Genomic DNA, 14,042 nt, shown 5'->3' on the forward strand with positions numbered 1-14,042 from the left:
CTATACTCCTGCGCCGAAGCTGACCAGACAGTCGCCGCTTCGTCGTCGTCCCTTCGGGGAGACGGGCGGAGGGGAGGAAAGTCCGGGCTCCATAGGGCAGGGTGCCAGGTAACGCCTGGGGGGCGCAAGCCTACGACCAGTGCAACAGAGAGCAAACCGCCGATGGCCCGCGCAAGCGGGATCAGGTAAGGGTGAAAGGGTGCGGTAAGAGCGCACCGCGCGGCTGGCAACAGTTCGCGGCACGGTAAACTCCACCCGGAGCAAGGCCAAATAGGGGTTCACAAGGTACGGCCCGTACTGAACCCGGGTAGGCTGCTTGAGCCAGTGAGCGATTGCTGGCCTAGATGAATGACTGTCCACGACAGAACCCGGCTTACCGGTCAGCTTCACACTTTGAAAACCCCGCTACGGCGGGGTTTTGCTTTTTCAGGACGCAGTAAACAAAGCGTCATTCGCGATTGTCAGCATTGAATGTCGCGGCCTTGACCCATAACAAAGCGGCTTAAACTTTCGCCTCTCTATAATCGAGCCCGTTTAACTTTTACTGGTCTCAAGCGATGGCTTATCAACTTAACCTTAACTGGCCCGAATTTTTAGCAACTTACTGGCAGAAAAAACCTGTCGTCCTGAAGAACGCATTTAAAGACTTTGTCGACCCCATTACGCCAGATGAACTGGCGGGGCTTGCAATGGAGCCGGAAGTCGACAGCCGTCTGGTCAGCCTGAAGAAGGGGCAATGGCAGGCCAGTAACGGCCCGTTTGAACATTTCGACGGCCTTGGAGAAACGGGCTGGTCGTTGCTGGCGCAGGCGGTGAATCACTGGCATGCGCCTTCGGCCGAGCTGGTGCGTCCGTTTCGCGTGCTGCCAGACTGGCGACTGGACGACCTGATGATCTCGTTTTCCGTGCCGGGCGGCGGCGTAGGACCGCATATCGACCAGTATGATGTCTTTATTATTCAGGGCATGGGCAGCCGCCGCTGGCGGGTGGGCGATAAACTGCCCATGCGACAATTTTGCCCGCATCCGGCGCTGCTTCACGTTGACCCGTTCGAGCCGATTATTGATGAAGACCTTGAGCCGGGCGACATCCTTTATATTCCGCCAGGTTTCCCGCACGACGGCGTTACGCATGAGACAGCGCTTAACTACTCCGTAGGCTTTCGTGGCCCGAACGGCAGGGATCTTATCAGCAGCTTTGCCGATTACGCGCTGGAAAACGATCTGGGGGGCGAACACTATGCCGATCCGGATTTAACCTGTCGGGAACATCCGGGGCGGGTGGAGGGTTATGAGCTTGATCGCCTGCGGGGAATGATGATCGAGATGATCAACCAGCCGGAAGATTTTAAGCAGTGGTTTGGTCGTTTCATCACGACGCCGCGCCACGAGCTGGATATTGCGCCCGCCGAACCGCCCTATGAAACCGAAGAGATCGTCGAAGCGCTGAAAGGCGGCGAGATGCTGACGCGCCTGAACGGGCTGCGCGTACTGAATGTCGACGAAACGATTTTTATCAACAGCGAACGGCTGGATACCCAAGACCTGAACGCCGCCGACGCCCTTTGCCGCTACGCTTGTATCGGCAGACAACAGTTGGGCGACGCGCTGAATAACCGGGCGTTTATGGCTGAATTAACCGGGCTGGTTAATCAGGGCTACTGGTATTTCGACGAGTAAAAAAGAGAAGAAAACCCCACCGCAGCGCCGTGGGGTTTTTTATTATGCAGGCGTCAGTTGCGCGGCATGCTGTTGCAGTTCGCTGGCAAATTTTTCCTGCCAGTCCACAGGCGAAACGATACGGATCTCCGGCAACCAGTAACGCACCCAGCGGAACAACAGCTGCGGATTGGTAACCGAAGTGGAGAGGGTTACGCCGCCGTTGGGATGGGTGTGCGTTATCTGCTGGTGCGGGAAGAGAGCACGACGTTGCAGGTAGCCTGCCGCTTTTGGCGTGGCTTCCAGCACGACCGTTGTGCGCTCGCCAAACCAGATGCCATTTCCTTCATTGATGGCTTCAAGTCGAACGGCATCCACTTCGAACGTTTGCGGGTAAACCAGCAACCGCTGAATTTTCGCCAGTTCAAACGCTTTCATCCGCTCCGCTTCGCAGGCGGCGAGATACCAAAGCCCGCTCTGGTTAATCAGCTTATAAGGCTGCGCCAGCCGGGCTTTATTTTTATAGGTAAATCCGACCAGTTGATGTCTGGCGATAGCCTGCTTCAGGTCGTGAAGCAGGCCTTCAACCGTACTGTTATTGCGCGTGGTATTGCCTTTAATCAGCAGCGTTTCACGATGATTAAGCGCCTCGCGCAGCTTTTTGCCGTCGGCGTCGGGAAAGAGCTTAGCTACGTCAGTCAGCCGGGCGAACTCGCTGAGCTGCGAATAGCTCAGTCCTGGCTGAAGCGCCGCCGCCAGACGGTATTTCCCGGGCGCGATTTCGTCCACCAGGTGGGCGATGCGAGCAATATCCCGATAGGCAGTACGAGGCGTAATGGCGTAAGTCTCGCACAGCCAGCTTTTATCCAGCGTCTTCCCCTGGTAAAGCCGCTCAAAAATACCGGATAAACGTTCAACCAGAACCTGATGCTTCGCGGCTTTCGCTTCGCTGCTCATACATTTCCTTTTTTCTTTCGACAAATAAGACGGTCGCAGCACGTTTTCTGGCGTTAAAAGGATGACAGCGCCAGACGCCAGGCTACGTCACTCTTACGGTTTATCGTCAGGCAAGGGGGAAAAGATGAGGAATTTTTAGTTCTGTAAGAGAAACAGGCAAGCCGCCGCAGCGGCTGCCTGGGAAGAGATTACGCTGTCGCTTCTTCTTCAACAAGGCGCGCCTGCGCCTCTGCGACAATGGCTTCCAGCTCGCTGAGCATCTGCTCGTAGTGGAATTCGCGATGTTTGGGCAATGACGTATCGTGCATTGCCGTTGCCTTACTTTTCACTTCTGCTGTCATAACATACTCGCTGTGTACAAAACGGTGGTTTACACCGGTAAATCAATCAGTAACGCGCGCAAAGGCGTATCGGCGACAAGGGTCAGGTTCGCTTCGTCGCGAATAAACGCGCCGTCGCCGCAGGCAAGCGCCTCTTTCTCTTCAGAAGGCGTCAGCGCATGAAACTGACCGTGAATAGACTGCAAATAGGCGCGCGGCCCATGCAGCGTAAAATCAAGCTGTTCGCCTTTGCCAAGCTCGATATGGTGCAGCCACACCTGCTGGCGAAGCTGCAAGCTTTGTTCTGCGCCATCCGGCGAGGCGATAAGCTGGCGCGCGGCATTAGCCAGCGTCATCTTTTGCACGGTCGGGCTTTCCCGCTCCGGGCAGGCGTCGAGCCAGAGCTGCATGCGGGTCAGCGACTTATCCTTGCTCAGGTTATGCTCGCTGTAGCTAATACCCGGTTGGGTCGAAAGCAGTAATGCCTCGCCCGCCTTTGCCTGCACATGGTTGCCTTCGCTGTCGCGGTATTCCGCTTCTCCTTCCAGGATAAGGTTCAGAATATCCACTTTCGGGTAAGTGCGCGGCTGGAAAGCGGCGCCCGGCGCCAGAACTTCCTGATTAAGCACCCGCAGGGAGGCATAGCCCAGCAGTTTGGGGTCGAAATAGTGTCCAAAGGAAAAGGTATAGCGAGCTTGCAGCCATCCATAGTCAGCTTGCCCGCACTGTTTGGCTGTTCTCGTGGTAATCATCTTCTTGACCTCTCTTTACTTGCTTTTATGGTAAAGGTCTGGACGGTGCAATGTTAGCCAGTTAATCTGCTGCCTATGTTCAAATTTCCTGAATGAGAACCCGATGGCTAAAGAAAGGGCGTTGACGCTGGAAGCATTAAGGGTCATGGACGCTATCGACAGACGCGGCAGCTTTGCCGCCGCGGCGGATGAGCTGGGGCGCGTGCCGTCCGCGCTCAGCTATACCATGCAAAAGCTTGAAGAAGAGCTGGATGTGGTGCTGTTTGATCGCTCCGGCCACCGTACCAAATTCACCAACGTCGGGCGTATGCTGCTTGAGCGCGGCCGCGTGCTGTTAGAAGCGGCGGATAAGCTGACAACCGATGCCGAAGCGCTGGCGCGAGGCTGGGAAACGCACCTGACTATCGTTGCCGAGGCGCTGGTGCCCACGTCCACGCTCTTCCCGCTGGTGGAAAAACTGGCGGAAAAAGCCAACACGCAGCTCTCAATCATTACCGAGGTGCTGGCAGGCGCGTGGGAGCGGCTGGAGCAGGGGCGGGCGGATATCGTCATCGCGCCGGATATGCATTTTCGCTCCTCGTCGGAAATTAACTCCCGCAAGCTTTATAAAGTGATGAACGTCTATGTCGCCGCGCCGGATCACCCGATCCATCAGGAGCCGGAACCGCTTTCAGAAGTGACCCGCGTAAAATATCGCGGCGTGGCGGTGGCGGATACCGCACGTGAAAGGCCGGTGCTGACCGTGCAGTTGCTTGATAAGCAGCCGCGTCTGACCGTCACCTCGATAGAAGATAAACGCCAGGCGCTGCTTGCTGGTCTGGGCGTGGCGACCATGCCTTATGCGCTGGTTGAAAAAGATATCGCCGAAGGCCGGTTGCGCGTAGTCAGCCCTGAATACACCGGCGAAATCGATATTATTATGGCCTGGCGACGCGACAGCATGGGCGAAGCGAAGGCCTGGTGCCTGCGTGAAATTCCAAAGCTATTTTCAGCAAGGCGGTAAGCGAGCAGGGCGTCATTGCAGCGCAGGCGAAAGCAAACACTGTAGCGGCGTCGATGCTTTTCTGCCGTTCTGTCAGCGGGGAAGTTGCCGCCAAAAGAATAGTAACGCCGCATAGCGGCGGCGTCGGCGGGTCAGATGACCTGTTTAGGGTTAGGCCCGAAGCGGTTTTCGTCAGGCGTGCTGTCCTGGCAGTTAAACGCCAGTATGATGAGCCAGCCCACAATCGGGATAATAAGCAGCAGCAGCCACCATGCCGAGCGGTCCGTATCGTGCAGCCGCCGGAACTGCACCGCCCACCAGGGCAGAAACACCAGCAGGCCATAAATAGCGGTAAGAATGCCCTCATCGCCCGCCACGCGCAGCCCCAGCATTTTATCCACCATGCTGAGCACGCCGGTCAAAATGAGATTGACCAGCATGAACATCCAGTACTCTTTGCGACGCGCCCGGCCACGGAAGCCAACATAGTTTCTCAAAACTTTAAAATACCAGTCCATCATATGCTTTCGCCTCGTCTGAGCATCAATCGCTTGTTTTATAAGCGATAGTGAAAGCGTAGTCGTGAATTGACGACAGGTAAATGAGACGCGGGGAAGGAAAGCGGCGCCCGTGACGGGGCGCCGGAAAATTAGCGGAAACGTTCGTCGCGGCCGTGCGGCTCCTCGAGATCCTGCCACGGCCCGATGGAGATAATACCGGTCGGGTTGATGGTTTTGTGGCTGCGGAAGTAGTGGTGGCGGATGTGGTCGAAATTCACCGTCTCCGCGACGCCTGGCGTCTGGTAGATATCGCGCAGGAAGCCATGCAGGTTAAGGTAATCGCTGATGCGATGCTTATCGCATTTAAAATGGGTGACATAAACCGGGTCGAAGCGAACCAGCGTCGTCCACAAGCGGATATCCGCTTCGGTAAGGTGATTACCGGTAAGAAAACGGTGCTGCCCCAGAAGTTGCTCAAGCCGTGAAAGCGAGGCGAAAACGCCGTTTACCGCTTCGTCGTAAGCTTCCTGGCTGGTGGCGAAGCCCGCTTTATAGACGCCGTTGTTCACCGTGTCGTAAATCCAGCCGTTCAGCTCATCAATCTGGCTGCGCAGAGCCTGAGGATAATAATCCCCGGCGCGCGCGCCCAGCGCATCAAAGGCGGTGTTAAACATGCGAATGATATCCGCCGATTCATTACTGACGATGGTCTGCGTTTTTTTATCCCACAGCACCGGCACCGTTACGCGCCCGGAATAGTGTTCATCGGCGTGCAGATAAAGCTGATAAAGAAAATCGTTCTGGTAAAGGCTGTCGCCGGTCGCCTGCGGGAAGCTGTCGTCAAAGGTCCAGCCATCTTGTAGCATCAGCGGGTGTACGACCGAAACGCCGATAAAGGGTTCCAGCCCTTTTAGCTTGCGCATAATCAGCGTGCGGTGCGCCCAGGGACAGGCAAGGGAAACATAGAGGTGATAACGGTCTTTTTCAGCAGCGAAACCGCCTTTGCCGGTCGGCCCGGGTTCGCCATCGGCGGTGACCCAGTTGCGCCAGGCTGACTCGGAGCGTTTAAAGCGACCGCCGGTGGATTTGGTGTCATACCACGTGTCGTGCCAGACGCCGTCGATAAGTTGTCCCATTCAGTTCTCCTCCCGTTTTCCCGCGCTTTGCCTTTTGCGCAGCCTCAGGATAAATGTGAAAAGCGAGGAAGAAACTCCCCGCTTTTGATGATTTCAGTATAGAAGCCTTACCACTTTTTATTCAGTATGCGGTCGATGCTGAACGCGCCCGGACCGGTGATGGTCAGCAGCAGGAAGCCGCCTGCGATGGTCAGGTTTTTCATGAACATAATTGAGTTCGGCGCCTGAGAAAAATCGATATGGAAGAGAAACGCCGTCATCAGCGTAAACAGGGCGGTGATGATAGCCGTAGTACGCGTCAGGAAACCGAAAATAATGGCCAGGCCGCCGCCGAACTCAAGCAGGATGGTCAGAGGCAGAAAGAAACCCGGTACGCCCATCGCTTCCATGTATTGCTGTGTGCCTGCGTAACCCGTGATTTTGCCCCAGCCCGACACGATAAACAGAACAGGCATCAGAATACGAGCCACTAAAATACCAACATCTTCGAATTTTTTCATTTCTCTCTCCAGTACGCCCTCTGACAGGCGCTAACTTCAATTTATTGATTAAATGATGTTTTTTGTTTTAATTACCGAAGTAATCCTGATGGAGAGAATCATAAGCGGCAGAGAAAAAGATTGTTAGCAAGGAAAACTGTCAATCTTATTCAAATAAGATGAATGAGGTTTCGGGAGAGGGAAGGGCCTTCTCTCCCGCAGGAGAGAAAGGCTTAAGGAAGTTGCTTGTGCATGGTGTTTTTAAGCAAGCGCCATGCGCTCCAGCCGGCAAAGGCGCGTTTGCCCCAGCGCAGCAGGAAATTTGGATTACGAACGCTCCAGATAGCCATAAAGCTGCTGCCTACCAGCAGCCATGAACGCAGACTGAGAATGGTATTCCAGCCGCGGTCGTAGGCGCCGGTTGACTCCAGCCACTCGCGGCGGCTGGCGGAAAGATCCAGCCGCTGCTGCTGGATCTGGCTTAACAGGAACGCTTTACGTCTTTCACGTTCCTTATTACTCATGTCGGTCATCCTCAAGCAACGCACGGTCATTCGCCAGCTCGCCGCGGGTATGACGCAGCAGCGTCGACTGGCGTGATTTTTTCAACGCCCAGACCCCGCATATTATCGCCAGAAGGAACAACACGGCGGTGGTTGCGATAATCGCGTTAAGCCGATACTGCGGATCGACTGCCCAGATAATCAACACCATCAGGCTCATCAGGCCAAAAGCGGCGAACAGCATAGTCAGCCCTAACATCAGGAGCAGCTGGATAACGTTAGCTTTCTCTTCTTCCAGCTCCACCACGGCGAGACGCAGGCGGGTTTCCACCATCTCTACGATGATAGTCACCATGCGCTGACCTATGCCGAGAACGCTTTTTCCCGGACCCTGAGGCGGTACGTGACGAGTCTCAGCCATAATCAGCGACGCGTCAGCAGCATGCCCAGCACGACGCCCACCGCCGCGCCAATACCGACGCCGGTCCACGGGTTCGCACGAACATAATCTTCAGCCCGGGCCGCCGCTTCACGGGTCTGCTTCGCGATAATATCGCCGGTGTCGCTCAGCTGGGAGCGGGTATCTTTCAGCGCGCGTTCTGCTTTGCTGCGCAGCTTGCTCATCTCTTCTTTCGATTTATCGCCTGAGGAAGAGAGCACCTCTTCCAGCGTGTCAGCCAGCGATTTCAACTCAGCGCGCAGGTGATCTGTGGTTGTATCTTTCGACATAATTCTCTCCAGTGAGTGAGGGGTATCCATAAACTCAGTAGTCACGAGCTTTTACTGCTTTCAGCTCCTGCTCAGCCTCGTGAAGCTTCTGCTGGCGCTTTGCAATCTTATCCGCATCGCCTTTCTGTTTCGCCTCGCTAAGCTCCGCCTGACGTTCCGCCACTTCAGCCTCTTTTTCAGCAATCTCTTTGCGGTGATCGGCGCGAAGATCGCTGTCACGGCAATTGGCGCGCACTTCGCTTAGCGCTTTGTTCAGTCCATTAATGCGGCTCTGGTTGTGATGCTTCTCCGCATAGTGGATTTCACGCTGAATTTCCTGTTCCTTTTCCTGGCACAGGGAGGCGGCGTGGCTTGCCGTGGTGACTGAAAAAAGGGCTAATGTCAGTATGGTGCGGTAATGCATAGTGAAAACCTTCCTTTGTGTCACAGCGCCACTCAGGGCGTGTGATTATCCAGTTGCGTATTCTGCGCAGGGAAACCAAAGGGATGCGCTGACTTAAGCATAGTAAGTAATAGCGCAAACCCCAAAGTCAGTGAAAAGATTCAGATTAATAGAGAGGAACTAGCCAAGCTGGCGAAAATCATGGCGCAGGCGGTTAAGCCAACCGGGCGCCGGGGCGTCTTCATCCTGTTGAGCGATGATAAAGCCGCGCGGAAGGGAACGGTAGAGTACTTCGCGCGCAGCAGCGCTCTGATCGCTTGAGTCAAACTTTATCAACAGCGTATCGTTTTTCGGGGTGATGCTTTTAAAGCGGATGCCGTTGGCGTCCAGATGATGCCAGACGGAAAAGCCGTCAGGGATAACGGCGCCGCGCGCCGCCGCGCGGATCTCAAGGGTTGATTCTTGTTTTTGCATGACCATAAACAGAATGGCGCTCAGCGCCACCGCCGAGGCAATCAGCGTGACGCACAGTAATCTCAGGAAAGTCCTTTTCAACGCCATTCCTTAGCCCCGGTTTCCATGTTTTTTCTTCCATAACACCACCAGCGAGCCTATCAGGCCAAACACCAGTAGCACGACCGGCAGCAGCATCAGGCAGGACATCAGCGCGTCTTCATACTTCAAAAAGACGGGCGTTTTGCCAAGCAGATAGCCAAGCGTGGTGAGGATCAGCACCCACAGCAGGCCGCTTATCCAGTTAAAAAATTGAAAACGCGCGCTGCTCAGGCCGGAAAGCCCGGCGATGGTCGGCAGCAATGTACGGACGAACGCGATAAAACGGGCAATAAGCAGCGCGGAAAGCCCGTGTTTGTGAAACAGATGGTGCGCGCGCTGGTGGTAATGGGCAGGCAGATGCGAAAGCCAGTTTTGCACCAGTCGCGTATTGCCAAGCCATCGCCCCTGGATATAGCTAAGCCAGCAGCCCAGGCTTGCCGCTGCGGTTAACAGCAATACGGTTTGCGGATAGCCCATTGCGCCTTTGGCGATAAGCACCCCCACCAACACCAACAGACTGTCGCCAGGTAAAAACGCGGCGGGCAACAGGCCGTTTTCAAGAAACAGGATCATAAACAGCACGAAATAGAGCATGCCAACCATGGACGGATTGGCAAGGGTCTCGTAATCCTGGCTCCATAAGGCGTTAAGTAATTGGGTCAAAAGTTCCATTCAGTGTTCCTGGCAACAGCGGTTAAAGCCTATGGTTACAGTTGAAGCGAACAACACGGCGACAGAAATGAGTGTTTTTATATTATCGGCACGGCTGTACAGAATCTGATGCCTTCACGTTTCCTTGTGAACCTGGCACGGTGAGTGGGCACTTACCCGCTCAACCACAATTTGCGTCTAATTGTAACAAAGCCCAACGTTTTGCGTCACAGTATTTGTGCTTTGTTAAGGATTGATTTTGCTTACCGAAAGAGGGGGTGGCGAGGGTATTTACAAACGCTGACACTATATACGTTTTACTTACCCTCGGGAGAAGAGCGGCTATTTTAAGCCATTGGCGGCGGTATCGAGATGAACGACCGGATTTTCGGCGAAAAGATAGCGGTCGGCGTTAAATTCAAAGTCGTCGCTGGTTTCGTTGAACAGCATTTGTTTGGTGTTTTCCAGATGCTGCCACATGGCGACTTTCGCGCCGTGCGGATCTTTGCGAATCAGCGCCTTAAGGATTTTGTCGTGATCGTCGCACCAGTTATCCACGGTGCGCGCGTCGATATGCTCGTGTAATTTTTTCCAGTACGGGTTGTGCACGCGCTGAGTCCACATTTTTTCAACAATAGCGGCCAGCGCCGAGTTTTGCGTAGCAAGCGCGACTTGCACGTGAAACTGCAAATCCCATTCGGAGTCGCGAAAACATTGCTCTTTACGCGCCATCTCCTGGATTTCCATCAGCTTGATGATGTCTTGCTTCGTTACCTGAGTGGCGGCGAATTCGGCAATGTTGCTCTCAATAAGCTGGCGCGCCTGAAGAAGTTCGAACGGGCCGTAATTGGCGAACTCAAGCTGCTGCTCGTCGACAGCGTTATGGTACTTCGCCTGGCTTGAAATAACGTGAATGCCGGAGCCCTTACGCACCTCTACATAGCCTTCCACTTCCAGCATGATGATGGCTTCGCGCACGACGGTGCGGCTGACATTTTTTTCATCAGCAATAAAACGCTCGGCGGGCAACTTTTCGCCAACCTGATAAACGCCATCTTCAATACGTTTTTTGAGTTCAGCGGCAAGCTGTTGATAAAGGCGACGAGATTCGGTGAGCTCCATAAACCACTCCAGTGAACAGCAGGACTGCTTAGATTTGTTATACCACTTTAAGCCCCGGCGCTCCACAAAGCCATAATGAAAAAGCCGCCCGGAGGCGGCTTTCGCGACGATTATTTAAGGTTGTGTGACGGGGCCGCCAGTTCGCTGCTCCTGCACAAGCTCGGCGGCGGGTTTGTTTTTCAGTACCGTCCAGATGACCACGGCGCCCATCAGGTCGAACACCGCCAGTACGGCGAACAGCGGGCTGAAGCCGATGGTATCCGCCAGCGCGCCGACCACCAGCGCGAACAGGGTGCTCGCCGTCCAGGCCGCCATACCGGTCAGACCGTTGGCGGTCGCCACTTCGTTACGACCAAAGACGTCGGAAGAAAGGGTGATCAGCGCGCCGGAAAGGGACTGGTGAGCGAAGCCGCCGATGCACAGCAGGCCGATGGCAACATAAGGGCTGGTGAACAGGCCGATCATGCCAGGGCCGATCATCAGCAGAGCGCCCATGGTGACAACCATTTTACGGGAGACAATCAGGTTTACGCCGAACCAGCGCTGAAACAGCGGCGGCAGGTAACCCCCAACGATGCAACCGAGGTCGGCGAACAGCATCGGCATCCAGGCGAACATCGCGATCTCTTTCAGGTTAAAGCCATACACTTTAAACATGAACAGCGGGATCCAGGCGTTGAACGTACCCCAGGCCGGCTCTGCCAGGAAACGCGGCAGGGCGATGCCCCAGAACTGACGGGTGCCCAGGATCTGCCAGACTGACATTTTCTTGCCGTTATTGGTCTGATGCTGCGCTTCCTGACCACCAATAATGTAGTCGCGCTCTTCTTCAGTCAGTTTTTTCTGGTCACGCGGGTGTTTGTAGAAAATCAGCCATGCCATCGCCCAGGCGAAGCTCAGCACGCCGGAGATAATGAACGCCATTTCCCAGCTGTGCATGACGATAGCCCAGACCACCAGCGGCGGAGCAATCATCGCGCCGATAGAAGAGCCCACGTTGAAATAACCGACGGCAATAGAGCGCTCTTTCGCCGGGAACCATTCGGAACTGGCTTTCAGTCCCGCCGGGATCATCGCCGCTTCCGCCGCGCCCACCGCGCCGCGTGCCAGCGCCAGGCCGCCCCAGCTGCCAGCCAGCGCCGTCGCGCCGCAGAAGACCGCCCAGGTCACCGCGAAGAAGGCGTAGCCGATTTTGGTGCCGAGAATATCCAGAATGTAGCCCGCAACCGGCTGCATCACCGTGTAAGCAGCAGAATAAGCGGCGATAATATAAGAGTATTGCTGTGTGGAGATATGCAGCTCTTCCATTAACGTCGGCGCAGCCGCCGCCACGGTATTACGGGTGAGGTAGCCCAGCACGGTGCCCAGCGTTACCAGTGCAATCATGTACCATCGTAACCCTTTAATTTTACGCATTTTCAACCTCATCATTGTGTTCCCGACCGCGCTGAGCGCGCCCGGTTTAGCCTGACCAGTGGCGTTGTCTGTTTTTACGGGAAAGAACGTTCGGGAGAGACTCCCGATACAGCCCGACCCTGCCATAAGCGTTATGAATAAGTTCGGTATCCGTACCGGTAATTCCGGTGAATCTGCACCGGTAAAACATTCCGTGGGGTTATGTATCGCGACGGCAGCAAAGATAACTTGTCATACAGCTTGAAAAGTTGAGTGACATCACAAAAGCATTTTTCTTTGTAAGGGTACGTAAAGGCGGGCGGGAAGCCAGAACTGGCGCGGGCTGGAGCGTTATTTACTCCTAAAAAGGTAGATTATTTGTCAGGGTTTATTGATCTAACTCACGAAATTATCCTCCGTCTGTAGAAATTGGTGTGATAACTTTGTCAGCATCATGCTAACGCATCTGAATCACTCGCTCAGAGGAAGCATAAAATGACCCCGTTTATGACTGAAGATTTTCTGTTAGATACCGAATTTGCCCGTCGTCTGTACCATGATTACGCAAAGGATCAGCCGATTTTCGACTACCATTGCCACCTTCCGCCGCAGCAGATTGCAGAAAACTACCGATTCAAAAACCTGTATGACATCTGGCTGAAAGGCGACCACTACAAATGGCGCGCCATGCGCACCAACGGCGTGCCGGAGCGTCTGTGCACCGGCGACGCCAGCGACCGCGAGAAATTCGACGCCTGGGCCGCTACCGTGCCGCATACCATCGGCAACCCGCTTTATCACTGGACCCATCTGGAGCTGCGCCGCCCGTTCGGCATTACCGGCAAGCTGCTGTCGCCGAAAACCGCCGATGAAATCTGGGAAGAGTGCAACGCGCTGCTGTCGCAGGATACGTTCTCCGCGCGCGGCATCATGCAGCAGATGAATGTGAAAATGGTCGGCACCACCGACGATCCGGTTGACGATTTACGCCATCACGCCGCTGTCGCCAAAGACAGCAGCTTCAGCATCAAAGTGCTGCCGAGCTGGCGCCCGGACAAAGCGTTCAACATTGAACTGGCGACCTTTAACGACTACATGGCGAAGCTGGCTGAAGTGTCCGATACCGACATTCGCCGCTTCAGCGATCTGCAAACCGCGCTGGCTAAGCGTCTGGATCATTTCGCCGCGCACGGCTGTAAAGTTTCCGACCATGCGCTGGATGTGGTGCTGTTTGCGGACGCTAACGAAAGCGAACTCGACAGCATTCTGGCGCGCCGTCTGGCGGGCGAGTCGTTGAGCGAACATGAAGTCGCGCAGTTCAAAACCGCAGTACTGGTGTGGCTCGGCGCGGAATACGCACGTCGCGGCTGGGTGCAGCAGTACCATATCGGCGCGCTGCGTAATAACAACCTGCGCCAGTTCAAGCTGCTGGGGCCGGATGTAGGCTTCGATTCCATTAACGACCGCCCGCTGGCGGAAGAGCTGTCGAAACTGCTCAGCAAGCAGAACGAAGAGAATCTGCTGCCGAAAACCATCCTCTACTGCCTGAACCCGCGCGATAACGAAGTGCTGGGTACCATGATCGGCAACTTCCAGGGTGAAGGCATGCCGGGCAAAATGCAGTTCGGCTCCGGCTGGTGGTTTAACGACCAGAAAGACGGCATGGAACGTCAGATGACCCAGCTTGCGCAGCTCGGCCTGCTGAGCCGCTTTGTCGGCATGCTGACCGACAGCCGCAGCTTCCTTTCCTATACCCGTCATGAATACTTCCGCCGCATTCTTTGCCAGATGATTGGCCGCTGGGTGGAAGCGGGCGAAGCGCCGGCGGATATCGAGCTGCTGGGCGAGATGGTGAAAAACATCTGCTTCAACAATGCGCGCGACTACTTCGCCATTGAACTGAACTAACTACTGATTACAT

General features: G+C 55.1%; 17 protein-coding genes and 1 other RNA gene. 4 read left to right on the forward strand and 14 right to left on the reverse strand.

Translation table 11 applies throughout. From position 1 onward, the window contains the following. The first annotated feature begins 15 nt into the window (after positions 1-15). Together rnpB and DW56_RS00635 are read left to right on the forward strand one after the other, a co-directional pair. Positions 16-392, forward strand: an RNA gene (gene rnpB, locus DW56_RS01050) — RNase P RNA component class A. A 165-nt stretch (positions 393-557) separates the two neighbouring features. Further along, positions 558-1,679: a ribosomal protein uL16 3-hydroxylase gene (locus DW56_RS00635; protein WP_024552662.1), complete on the forward strand. Its 1,122-nt coding sequence runs from the start codon at positions 558-560 to the stop codon at positions 1,677-1,679. Between the two features lie 42 nt (positions 1,680-1,721). Here DW56_RS00635 and DW56_RS00640 read toward each other — a convergent pair whose 3' ends face one another. The 3 genes from DW56_RS00640 to DW56_RS00645 all read right to left on the reverse strand — a co-directional run bounded on the left by DW56_RS00640 (position 1,722) and on the right by DW56_RS00645 (position 3,687). After that, on the reverse strand, positions 1,722-2,615 hold the full coding sequence (locus tag DW56_RS00640; protein WP_024552661.1) for a helix-turn-helix transcriptional regulator: 894 nt from the start codon (positions 2,613-2,615) through the stop codon (positions 1,722-1,724). Positions 2,616-2,803: 188 nt separating this feature from the next. Beyond that, positions 2,804-2,956 (reverse strand): hypothetical protein, encoded by a 153-nt coding sequence (locus tag DW56_RS22785; RefSeq protein WP_204353490.1) that lies wholly within the window; start codon positions 2,954-2,956, stop codon positions 2,804-2,806. A 29-nt stretch (positions 2,957-2,985) separates the two neighbouring features. Further along, the gene (locus DW56_RS00645) at positions 2,986-3,687 is read right to left on the reverse strand and encodes a pirin family protein (protein WP_024552660.1); all 702 of its coding nucleotides are present in this window, start codon (positions 3,685-3,687) and stop codon (positions 2,986-2,988) included. A 103-nt stretch (positions 3,688-3,790) separates the two neighbouring features. On the opposite strand from DW56_RS00645, the gene DW56_RS00650 reads away from it, so the two are divergent. After that, entirely contained in the window at positions 3,791-4,690 is a 900-nt protein-coding gene (locus tag DW56_RS00650; RefSeq protein WP_024552659.1) for a LysR family transcriptional regulator, read from the forward strand. Between the two features lie 131 nt (positions 4,691-4,821). On the opposite strand, the gene DW56_RS00655 is transcribed toward DW56_RS00650, so the two are convergent. The 11 genes from DW56_RS00655 to DW56_RS00705 form a co-directional block, all read right to left on the reverse strand. Beyond that, on the reverse strand, positions 4,822-5,187 hold the full coding sequence (locus DW56_RS00655; RefSeq protein WP_029589707.1) for a DUF805 domain-containing protein: 366 nt from the start codon (positions 5,185-5,187) through the stop codon (positions 4,822-4,824). Between the two features lie 131 nt (positions 5,188-5,318). Further along, a complete protein-coding gene (locus tag DW56_RS00660) occupies positions 5,319-6,305 on the reverse strand; it encodes a glutathione S-transferase family protein (protein WP_024552657.1) in 987 nt (328 codons plus the stop codon). A gap of 107 nt (positions 6,306-6,412) precedes the next feature. Next, complete coding sequence (locus DW56_RS00665; RefSeq protein ID WP_024552656.1) at positions 6,413-6,805, reverse strand: DoxX family protein; 393 nt, start codon at positions 6,803-6,805, stop codon at positions 6,413-6,415. A 212-nt stretch (positions 6,806-7,017) separates the two neighbouring features. Beyond that, positions 7,018-7,308 carry a YqjK-like family protein gene (locus DW56_RS00670; RefSeq protein WP_024552655.1) on the reverse strand — a complete coding sequence of 97 codons (291 nt, stop codon included), beginning with the start codon at positions 7,306-7,308 and terminating at the stop codon, positions 7,018-7,020. Beyond that, positions 7,301-7,708 carry a phage holin family protein gene (locus tag DW56_RS00675; protein WP_024552654.1) on the reverse strand — a complete coding sequence of 136 codons (408 nt, stop codon included), beginning with the start codon at positions 7,706-7,708 and terminating at the stop codon, positions 7,301-7,303. Before DW56_RS00675 ends, DW56_RS00670 begins: the two co-directional genes overlap by 8 nt. A 2-nt stretch (positions 7,709-7,710) precedes the next feature. Then, positions 7,711-8,016 carry an ElaB/YgaM/YqjD family protein gene (locus tag DW56_RS00680; RefSeq protein ID WP_024552653.1) on the reverse strand — a complete coding sequence of 102 codons (306 nt, stop codon included), beginning with the start codon at positions 8,014-8,016 and terminating at the stop codon, positions 7,711-7,713. 34 nt (positions 8,017-8,050) lie between these two features. Beyond that, the gene (locus DW56_RS00685) at positions 8,051-8,419 is read right to left on the reverse strand and encodes a DUF1090 domain-containing protein (RefSeq protein ID WP_024552652.1); all 369 of its coding nucleotides are present in this window, start codon (positions 8,417-8,419) and stop codon (positions 8,051-8,053) included. A 159-nt stretch (positions 8,420-8,578) separates the two neighbouring features. After that, the gene (mzrA, locus tag DW56_RS00690) at positions 8,579-8,959 is read right to left on the reverse strand and encodes an EnvZ/OmpR regulon moderator MzrA (protein WP_024552651.1); all 381 of its coding nucleotides are present in this window, start codon (positions 8,957-8,959) and stop codon (positions 8,579-8,581) included. Between the two features lie 3 nt (positions 8,960-8,962). Then, positions 8,963-9,625: a DedA family general envelope maintenance protein YqjA gene (yqjA, locus tag DW56_RS00695; RefSeq protein ID WP_024552650.1), complete on the reverse strand. Its 663-nt coding sequence runs from the start codon at positions 9,623-9,625 to the stop codon at positions 8,963-8,965. Between the two features lie 321 nt (positions 9,626-9,946). Then, the gene (gene exuR / locus DW56_RS00700; protein ID WP_024552649.1) at positions 9,947-10,726 is read right to left on the reverse strand and encodes a transcriptional regulator ExuR; all 780 of its coding nucleotides are present in this window, start codon (positions 10,724-10,726) and stop codon (positions 9,947-9,949) included. 114 nt (positions 10,727-10,840) lie between these two features. Further along, positions 10,841-12,142: an MFS transporter gene (locus DW56_RS00705; RefSeq protein WP_024552648.1), complete on the reverse strand. Its 1,302-nt coding sequence runs from the start codon at positions 12,140-12,142 to the stop codon at positions 10,841-10,843. A 474-nt stretch (positions 12,143-12,616) separates the two neighbouring features. Between DW56_RS00705 and uxaC the strand changes: the two genes are divergently transcribed. Further along, entirely contained in the window at positions 12,617-14,029 is a 1,413-nt protein-coding gene (gene uxaC / locus DW56_RS00710) for a glucuronate isomerase (RefSeq protein WP_024552647.1), read from the forward strand. Positions 14,030-14,042: the final 13 nt, after the last annotated feature.

Source organism: Franconibacter helveticus LMG 23732 (assembly GCF_000463115.2).
GTDB classification, from domain to species: domain Bacteria; phylum Pseudomonadota; class Gammaproteobacteria; order Enterobacterales; family Enterobacteriaceae; genus Franconibacter; species Franconibacter helveticus.